The 483-nt window shown below is 55.1% G+C and carries 1 protein-coding gene; it reads right to left on the reverse strand.

From position 1 onward, the window contains the following. Positions 1-441, reverse strand: a 441-nt coding sequence (locus tag HP552_RS00140) for a replication protein P (RefSeq protein WP_446686442.1), incomplete at its 3' end; no start/stop codon positions are given. Positions 442-483 lie beyond the last annotated feature (42 nt).

The following is a 483-nucleotide window of genomic DNA, read 5'->3' on the forward strand; positions in this document are numbered from 1 at the left end:
CATATGGACAAGCTCATCTGCGGCCTTACGGCGTAATTCCGCATCAGTAAGCGCATTGGCCCGCATGTTCTGATACAGGTTGGTAACCAGCCAGTAGTGCGCGTTTGATTTCCACGGATAAGACTCCGCATCCGGATACAGGCCTCGCTTCCGGCAATACTCGTAAACCATATCAACCAGCTCGCTGACGTTTGGCAGTCCGGCGGTAACGGATGCTTCTTCCCGGCACCATGCAACAAACTGCCCGGGTGATGGCAGAAATGGTCGATTCTGCCGACGGGCTACGCGCATTCCTGCGTTAACCTGTTCCATCGTGGTGATCCCGTTTTCCCGAAAAGCCAGAACCCACTGGCGACGGATTTCGTTCACTTCGTTCTGGTCACGGTTAGCCAGGCTCGCCGGGAAAGTTGCCAGTAACTGGCTGAACACACCGTTGATGATCTGCGCTACCTGCTGTACCTGCGGCTTTTCGTCGTACTGTTC

It is taken from the genome of Paenibacillus xylanilyticus (genome assembly GCF_013359935.1).
GTDB lineage: Bacteria > Bacillota > Bacilli > Paenibacillales > Paenibacillaceae > Paenibacillus > Paenibacillus xylanilyticus.